Origin of the sequence: uncultured Oscillibacter sp. (assembly GCF_910584465.1) — a bacterium.
Classification (GTDB): domain Bacteria; phylum Bacillota; class Clostridia; order Oscillospirales; family Oscillospiraceae; genus Oscillibacter.
On sequence record NZ_CAJUBK010000082.1, the window covers coordinates 1 to 8,008 of the forward strand.

Annotated in this window: 8 protein-coding genes; 4 read left to right on the plus strand and 4 right to left on the minus strand. The window is 63.9% G+C overall.

Annotated features, from left to right (window positions below):
- Positions 1-854: 854 nt before the first annotated feature.
- Entirely contained in the window at positions 855-1,031 is a 177-nt protein-coding gene (locus QZ332_RS12355) for a hypothetical protein (protein ID WP_295765921.1), read from the minus strand.
- Positions 1,032-1,534: 503 nt separating this feature from the next.
- On the minus strand, positions 1,535-2,731 hold the full coding sequence (locus QZ332_RS12360) for an iron-containing alcohol dehydrogenase (RefSeq protein WP_295765924.1): 1,197 nt from the start codon (positions 2,729-2,731) through the stop codon (positions 1,535-1,537).
- Positions 2,732-2,904: 173 nt separating this feature from the next.
- On the opposite strand from QZ332_RS12360, the gene QZ332_RS12365 reads away from it, so the two are divergent.
- Positions 2,905-3,795 carry an AraC family transcriptional regulator gene (locus QZ332_RS12365; protein ID WP_295765927.1) on the plus strand — a complete coding sequence of 297 codons (891 nt, stop codon included), beginning with the start codon at positions 2,905-2,907 and terminating at the stop codon, positions 3,793-3,795.
- 129 nt (positions 3,796-3,924) lie between these two features.
- Here QZ332_RS12365 and QZ332_RS12370 read toward each other — a convergent pair whose 3' ends face one another.
- Positions 3,925-4,227 carry a PadR family transcriptional regulator gene (locus QZ332_RS12370; protein ID WP_295765930.1) on the minus strand — a complete coding sequence of 101 codons (303 nt, stop codon included), beginning with the start codon at positions 4,225-4,227 and terminating at the stop codon, positions 3,925-3,927.
- Positions 4,221-4,982 carry a hypothetical protein gene (locus tag QZ332_RS12375; RefSeq protein WP_295765933.1) on the minus strand — a complete coding sequence of 254 codons (762 nt, stop codon included), beginning with the start codon at positions 4,980-4,982 and terminating at the stop codon, positions 4,221-4,223. Before QZ332_RS12375 ends, QZ332_RS12370 begins: the two co-directional genes overlap by 7 nt.
- 325 nt (positions 4,983-5,307) lie before the next feature.
- Here QZ332_RS12375 and QZ332_RS12380 point away from each other — a divergent pair, with 325 nt between their 5' ends.
- From QZ332_RS12380 to QZ332_RS12390, 3 genes are all read left to right on the plus strand, one after another.
- Positions 5,308-6,468, plus strand: coding sequence for an ABC transporter ATP-binding protein (locus QZ332_RS12380; RefSeq protein ID WP_295765936.1), 1,161 nt, complete (start codon positions 5,308-5,310; stop codon positions 6,466-6,468).
- The gene (locus QZ332_RS12385; protein ID WP_295765939.1) at positions 6,458-7,312 is read left to right on the plus strand and encodes an ABC transporter permease; all 855 of its coding nucleotides are present in this window, start codon (positions 6,458-6,460) and stop codon (positions 7,310-7,312) included. Before QZ332_RS12380 ends, QZ332_RS12385 begins: the two co-directional genes overlap by 11 nt.
- Positions 7,309-8,008: ABC transporter permease (locus tag QZ332_RS12390; protein ID WP_295765942.1), on the plus strand; the 700-nt coding region annotated here is incomplete at its 3' end. The genes QZ332_RS12385 and QZ332_RS12390, both read left to right, overlap by 4 nt.

Sequence of the window (8,008 nt, forward strand, 5' to 3'; positions counted from 1 at the left end):
GAAGGAAGTCGACAAGAACTGGGAGGCCCTCCTCAAACTCTGCGAGCTGTAAGCTCCTCGCTTACCTCTCTATACACTCTCCAAAGCCGCAGGAGGCCGCTGAAAGCGGCCTCCTGCGGCTTTGGAGCCGAGATCGCCGGCCGCGTCCATCCGCTCCCGGACGCCGGACCGCTTGGACGGCCAGTCGAAGCCGCCCCATCGAAGAGGCCCTTAAACCAAAAAACGGCCCGGCGCAGCGTACCTGAACCGGGCCTTCTCCTTCTATGAAACGCCGCGGATCTTCCCCACCGGCCGAGCGGGAGGTCCCATCCTGCATTCAGGACATCCACAAGTCCCCCAAACCGGATCCGGAGCGGCGGAGGCCCCCGCAAACGGCGGCAACGAATCTCTTGAAAAGCGGGGGGAAATCAACTATACTACCCCTTGGGGATGGGGGCATGCCCGCCGCGCAGATCTGGCTCCGGGCCTCAGCCGGCAGGGCAGCCGCGACCCTGGACCTTTTTCTATGGGGGATCTTCCTATGCGGTTTTTCGAAAACAAAAACTGGCAGCGCGGATCGGGATCGCTGCGACCATGATCGCTCTGGCGGGCATGACGCTGCTCTGGCTGGCAGTATCCACCAACGCCGCTTCCGTAGTCAAAAGCGACGTCACCGATCAGATGACCGACGCCGTGGAGTCCAGGGCCGCTGTCATCGATGAATACGTGCTCTCCGCCGAGGAATATATGACCGCCTTCGCTTTGGGCAGCGAGGTCCACGATCTCCTCCGGGATCCGGACGATCCCGCCCTCCTGGCCCGGGCCCAGGAGTATACGGAGGACTTCGCCGCTGTCAAAGGGGTGTTCGAGGGGCTCTACATCGCCGCCCCGGACACCCATGTACGGACCCACACCTCCCAGGGGGCCATCGGCATGACCACCCGGTCGGGGGATCCCTTGAAGACCCTCCAGGACACTATCCTGGCCCAGCAGCAGCTGACCGACCTGGGCATCATGAAGTCCCCCGGCACCGGCAGCATGATCTTGTCCATGTACTGCCCCATCTTCGAGGGCCGGCGGTGCATCGGCTATGTGGGGGCCGGCGTCTACGCCAGCCACCTGATGGATCCGCTGCTGGACCTGGCCATCAAGGGCCTGCCCGACAGCGAGTACGTATTTTTGAACGTGGACACGGGCGTCTACGGAACCGGCGCAGGGAAGGGATCGGACCGCCTGTCCCTCCCCCGCCATCCTGCGGCGCTTTGCTCCTCCCCGCGCCGCCTTCCTTCGCCGGGGCTTCGTCCCGGCAAAGGGGCGGACGGCGTCAGGCCGGTCCCGCCCACGGGCGGGAGATGCCCTGCCGCCCCCTGGGGCAGGGAGGCCGCGCGCTTCACGAAGCGTCCGTCCTCAGCGGAGATCGTGCTCCTCCTCCGCACTGCCGCCGGCGGCAGCCGGCCCCGCGGCGTGCGAGGCCGCCGTCGCCAGGAGCGCCAATACGACGATCAAGATCTGCATCATCCGTCCCTCCTATCCTTGGATCGTGAGATCCGTCCTTTCAAACGGCGCCATCCCTCGCCGCCTTGTAGATCGCGGTCATGTCCTCCAGAGACAGCCGTTTCGCGGAACCCGTATGTCCGCCGCAGGCCGCGAGGCACCGCCGGGCCATCTCCTCGATCTGCGCATCGGTGGGATGGATGCCCAGCCCCGGGAGATCGACGGGCATCCCGATGCTGCGGTAAAACGATCCCATCTCCCGGATGCCAAGGAGGGCGATCTCCTCGTCGCTCCCCTCCGCCGTGACGCCCATGACGTTCCGGGCATAGCGGACGAATCGCGGCAATGCGTTTTTATAGACGTGCCGCGCCCAGCTGGGCCAGATCGCCGCCAGGCCCGCGCCGTGGGTGACGTCGAACATCCCGCCCAGTTCGTGCTCCAGCTTGTGGGACATGAAATCGCCGCCGTCGTTCCCGCAGCCCGTCAGGTCATTGTGGGCAAGGCTGCCCGCCCACATGACCTCCGCCCGGGCCTCCTGATCGGCCGGGTCCCGGTGAAGGATCCGGGCGCTCTCCATGACCGTGCGCAGCAGGCCCTCGGCGATGGCGTCCGTCAGCTCCATGTTGCCGCCGTTGGTAAAATACCGTTCCATGGTGTGCATCATGATGTCCACACAGCCCGAGCACGTCTGATAGTCCGGCAGGGTCTGGGTGTACACGGGGTCCATGATGGCGAACCGGGGCCGGGCCAGATCGTCGTCATAGGCGCGCTTTTCCCCGGTGCGCTCGTTGGTGATGACGCATCCCTTGGACGTCTCGCTCCCGGCGGCGGCGATGGTCAGGACGCTCGCCACAGGCAGGCAGGCCCGGGCCCTGCGGGTGTGGGCGAACAGGTCCCACACGTCCTCCCCCGGCTCGGCCAGCCCGTAGGCGATGGCCTTGGCGGTGTCGATGACGCTGCCTCCGCCCACGGCCAGCAGGAAGTCCACATGCCCCCGCTCCCCCAGGGCGATGCCCTCGTAGACCTTGTCCAGGCGGGGGTTGGGGACGACGCCGCCCAGCTCCAGATGGCGGATCCCCGCTCCGTCCAGCGCCTCCTTCACCCGGTCCAGAAGGCCGGAGCGGACCGCGCTCCTGCCGCCGTAGACGATCAGGACGTTTTTCGCGCCGTATCCCTTGGCGAGCTCGCCGGCGCGGTCCTCCGTCCCCCTTCCGAAGACCACTCTCGTAGGGGCGTAAAACTCGAAATCGTTTGCCATAACAGGAACTCCTCTCACAAAACGGTTCGTTCGGCTGATGATCAAAGTATACAGGATCTCCCGCCGGGATTCTCGGATCATCCCGCCAGCATATAGGAATATCCCGACAGATATGGCAAGATCGTCATCGTATCCCGCCAAACCAAGCCGATCCGGCGAAAGGAGGGGAGCCTGTGCTGTCCTTTGAAACGGACGAGAACCAGGTGGAAAAGATCGAGGGCATGACCGTTGGATACCCCTACTGCCTGCATCAAAGGGACCTGACGGACATCGTCATCCCCTGGCACTGGCACGAGGAGCTGGAGCTGGGCTACATCGAGTCCGGCGCCAGCCGCATCCGGACAGTGGACAAGGAGTATGTCGTCCGCCAGGGAGACGGCTTTTTCATCAACTCCAACGTGATGGATATGAAGGAGAACGCCGCCCCCGGCAGCCGCACCCTGGAGATCAACAACCTGTTCCATCCGGTCTTCCTCAGCGGCCACTTCAAGAGCCGCTTCGAGACCAAATACCTGGACCCCCTGACGAAGGACCGCCGGATCGAGGTCCATCTGATCCGCCCCGGACGCCGGACGTCCGACCGGCTCCTGGCGGGCCTTCGGGAGCTGAAGGAGCTCCAGGAGCGGCCGGACACGGAGTTCGCCACCCGGGCGCTGCTCTCGGAATGCTGGCTGCTGCTCCTGGAGGATATCCGGGAACAGCAGCCCGGGGATGCCGCCGTCAGGTCCGAGAGCCAGGACCGCCTGCGCAGCATGATCGCGTACATCCACAGCCATCACCAGGAGAAGCTGACGCTGGCGCAGATCGCCGGCTGTGCCGCCGTCAGCGAGAGGGAGGCGCTCCGCTGTTTCCGCAGGCATCTGCACCAGACCCCCTTCGAGTATCTGACCGCCTTCCGGCTGAACCAGGCGAAAAAGCTGCTGACGGAGACGGAGCTCCCCGTGACGGAGATCGGCTTCCGGTGCGGCTTCTCCGACAGCGCCTATATGGGCAAGGTGTTCAAACGGGCCTTCGGCCTGACGCCGCAGGGGTATCGGAAGATGCGGAAGCCGCCTCTTCGATAGATCCCCGCTCGTGGGAGCGGGTCTTCAGGCCCTTCGAAGCCTCCCGAAACTCACGGTCGAAAACGAGGGGGGCCTTCCTGGCCCCCCTCGCTGCGCGGACCGCCCTCCTAAGGGGCGGTCTTCCTTATTTTACCGTATCCCCAGGGCGGACAGCGCGTCCCGCATCCCCCTCCACAGATCCAGGAGGACGGCGTACCGCTCCCGGCCCGCCTCCGTCAGCCGGTAGTACTTCCGGACCGGACCGCCGGAAGTCCCGCCCTGATACCGCTCCGTGATCCCCTCCCGGCAGAGCTGGCGGAGGATGGCGTAGATGACGCTCTCCTGGGTATCGGGGAACACCGCGTGGAGCTGACGGAGGAGCTCATAGCCGTACCGGTCCCCCTGGGTCATCAGGTGGAGGAGGCACAGCTCCAGCAGGTCCTTTTTCAGCATAGGGATACCCCCGTTCCAAGGAGGCCCGTCAGGGTGACGATCGCGTACCGTATCACATAGGGCATCCACCAGCCGGGCGTGAACCCATCGAAGTTCATACTGCTCAGCAGCAGATAGAACGAGATCGTCAGGATGGTCCCGCTCAGTCCCAGGACGTAGACCGCCCGCCAGCGGTAGTCCCCCAATCGGGCGTTCACGAGCCCGAGGATGCTCGCCGCCCCCATCGCAAGGATCTCTATCGCCAGGGCCTGATGCAGGCTGCAGGGCCTGATAACGCGTTCCGCGACCGCATTCAGCAGCGTCCAGGACTCTGTCAGCACGAGCCCTGCCCAAAACAAGACCCAGGCCATCCCCAGCAGGATCGCTGCCAGCAGCACGGCGATGCCTCTCGGCAGGTGGTCTCCCCGCACCCCGTCCTTCCGGGACCACAGGAAGCACAAGCCGGTCCCCAAGCAAAACGCGAGTGTGCACACGGGCCTGATGAGCGGGCTCCAGTATACATCGTCGAGGGCCATGACCATCGGGACCGCCACGCAGGCCGACAGCGCGGCGAACACCGCCAGCCACCTTCGGTATGCCTTCGGCTGGGCCAGCTGCCGGGCGGTCTCCCGGGGAGCCCCGACCTCCCGCCGGAGCTCCTCCTCCGACCGGCCCGCCACGATCTCCCGGTAGTCTTCCAGTACCTCCGCCGCCTCCGCCGGGGGCAGATACCACCGGGCCGCCCGGGTCAGCTTCGACAGGTAGTCTCGCCGCATAAGACCGCGCCTCCCTCCACTACTGCAAATTTATCAGTAGCCGTTTTTTTCAATATACGCCCGCCCTCCGGAAAAGTCAATAGGACTACTGCAAAAAATTCAATAGTCCCCGCCCAACAATCCCCTTGACATTTCATGGCGCTTCCGTTATCATGCAGGTATCGCTGGATTTCGACGGAAATTCAAATTTAAAGCGGTGGAAAGAAGAGTCAGAAGGGCCCCGTGCCTGAACGCCGCCGCTTCGGCGAACGTTCTCCCCCAGGCGGCCGGAGCGCGCGAAAGTCCTTTTGTTCCTTTTCTTTCAGGGAAAGAACGGGGGAGGATAATGTCCAAAGAGTTGATCCGCCTGCAGGATCTCTGCATGGCGTACGACGACGAGCTGGTTCTCGATCATTTGAATCTTTACATCAATGACAAGGAATTCCTCACACTGTTAGGGCCCAGCGGGTGCGGCAAAAGCACCACGCTGCGGATCATCGGCGGCTTCACGGCACCATTGTCGGGAGACGTCTTCTTTGACGGTGTGAGGATCAATGATGTCCCGCCCTATCGGCGGCAGATCAACACGGTGTTCCAGAAATACGCGCTCTTCCCGCATTTGAACGTGTTCGAGAACATCGCGTTCGGCCTCAGGATGCAGCGGCAGGCGGACGCCTCCGGCCGGAAGGCCAAGCTCCCCGAGGAGGAGATCTCCCGCCGTGTCATGGAGATGCTGGAGGCGGTCAGCCTCAAAGGCTTCGAGCGCCGCAGGATCGACGCGCTTTCCGGCGGACAGCAGCAGCGGGTGGCCATCGCCCGGGCGCTGGTGAACCGCCCCAAGGTGCTGCTCCTGGACGAGCCCCTGGGCGCCCTCGACCTGAAGCTCCGCAAGGACATGCAGATCGAGCTCAAGCGCATCCAGCAGCAGGTGGGCATCACGTTCATATATGTCACTCACGATCAGGAGGAGGCCCTGACCATGTCCGACACCATCGTGGTCATGGACAAGGGCTCCATCCAGCAGATCGGCACGCCCGAGGACATCTACAACGAGCCGAAGAACGCCTTCGTCGCCGACTTCATCGGCGAGTCCAACATCATCGACGGCGTCATGGTCCGGGACCAGCTGGTCCAGATGTACGGCCGCCAGTTCCCCTGCCTGGACGGCGGCTTCGGAGAGGGCGAGGCCGTGGACGTGGTCATCCGCCCCGAGGACATCGACATCGTTCCCGTGGAGCAGGGCCAGCTGACGGGCACCGTCACCAACGTCACCTTCAAGGGGATGCAGTATGACATCATCGTGGATTTCCGGGGCTTCAAGTGGCTGATCCAGACCACGGACCATTCCCCCGTCGGGGCGAAGATCGGCATCAAGATCGACCCCGACGGCATCCACGTCATGAAGAAGAGCCCCTATTCCGGCATGTACGGCGACTACTCCTCCTTCTCCGATGAGTACGACGAACTGGACGCGGCAGAGCCGGAGGAGGGCGGCGATGAGACCTAAGCTCTCCCGGTTCGCCATCCCCTACGTGGTCTGGATGGCCCTGTTCGTGGTGTCCCCCATCGTACTGGTGGTGGTCTACGCCTTCTCCGGCGGCGACGGCGGCTTCACCACGGAGAACTTCGCCCGGATGGGCACCTATGCCGTGGTCTTCGGGCGGTCCTTCAAGCTGGCGTTGATCGCCACCGCCGTCTGCCTCCTCATCGGCTATCCGGTGAGCTACATGATGAGCAAGGAGGGCCCCCGCTTCCAGAGGACGGCCATGGTCCTGATCATGCTGCCCATGTGGATCAACTTCCTGCTGCGGACCTACTCCTGGATGTCCATCCTGGAGAACAACGGGCTCTTGAACCGCCTCTTCCAGAAGATCGGCCTCATCGGCCTGTACAACCACATGTTCGGGACGGACCTGCAGTCCTTCCCCATGATGAACACCCAGGGCGCGGTGGTGCTGGGCATGGTGTACAACTACCTGCCCTTCATGATCTTGCCCATCTACTCCGTCATCGTCAAGCTGGACGGCTCCCTGGTGGAAGCGGCCCGGGACCTGGGGGCCAACAGCTTCAACGTCTTCCGCCGGGTCATCCTGCCCCTGAGCCTGCCGGGGGTGCTCTCCGGCGTCACCATGGTCTTCGTCCCCTCCGTGTCCACCTTCGCCATCAGCAAGATGCTGGGCGGCGGCACGGAGATCCTGCTGGGCGACCTGATCGAGCAGCAGTACATGGGCGGGGCCTACAACCCCCAGCTGGGGGCCGCGATCTCCCTGGTCATGATGGTCATCGTCGTCATCTGCATGGTGGTCATGAACCGCTTCGGTGAGGGCGAGGAACAGGCGGTGATGCTATGATGAAGCGCCATGCCGGCGGCAGGACGTTCAGCCGCCTCTTCACGGGGCTGGTCTTCCTCTTCCTTTACGCGCCCATCTTCCTGCTGATCGTCTTCTCCTTCAACAAGGGCAACAGCAACATCGTCTGGTCCGGCTTCTCCCTGGACTGGTACAGGTCCCTGTTCCACGACCGCCTCATCATGCGCAGCGTGTACACGACGCTGCTGGTCTCCCTGCTGGCCACCGTCATCGCCACCGCGGCCGGGACCTTCGCCGCCATCGGGTTCTACAGCCTCCGGCGGCGGCAGAGGGCGGTGCTGAACACCGTCAACAACATCCCGATGATGAACGCCGACATCGTCACCGGCGTGGCCATGTGCCTGTTCTTCGTGGCGTTCTTCACCTTCTGGGGGGACTTCTCCGTCTGGTTCAACGGCGTCCAAAGCCTCGTCGTCCTGCCGGAGCGGCTGACCCTGGGCTTCGGCACCCTGCTGATCGCCCACGTCACCTTCGATATCCCCTACGTCATCCTCTCCGTGGGGCCCAAGCTCCGGCAGATGGACAAGGACCTGGTGGACGCCGCCCAGGACCTGGGCTGCACCTGGATGCAGGCGTTCTGGAAGGTCATCCTGCCGGAGATCAAGCCCGGCATCGCCTCCGGGGCCCTGACGGCCTTCACCATGAGCGTGGACGACTTCATCATCAGCTACTTCACCG

Bases quoted from the DNA above. Each gene is read 5' to 3' on its own strand.
- QZ332_RS12375 (WP_295765933.1), bottom strand. From the start codon at position 4,982: ATGCGGCGAGACTACCTGTCGAAGCTGACCCGGGCGGCCCGGTGGTAT.
- QZ332_RS12360 (WP_295765924.1), bottom strand. From the start codon at position 2,731: ATGGCAAACGATTTCGAGTTTTACGCCCCTACGAGAGTGGTCTTCGGA.
- QZ332_RS12380 (WP_295765936.1), top strand. From the start codon at position 5,308: ATGTCCAAAGAGTTGATCCGCCTGCAGGATCTCTGCATGGCGTACGAC.
- QZ332_RS12385 (WP_295765939.1), top strand. From the start codon at position 6,458: ATGAGACCTAAGCTCTCCCGGTTCGCCATCCCCTACGTGGTCTGGATG.
- QZ332_RS12370 (WP_295765930.1), bottom strand. From the start codon at position 4,227: ATGCTGAAAAAGGACCTGCTGGAGCTGTGCCTCCTCCACCTGATGACC.
- QZ332_RS12355 (WP_295765921.1), bottom strand. From the start codon at position 1,031: ATGGACAAGATCATGCTGCCGGTGCCGGGGGACTTCATGATGCCCAGG.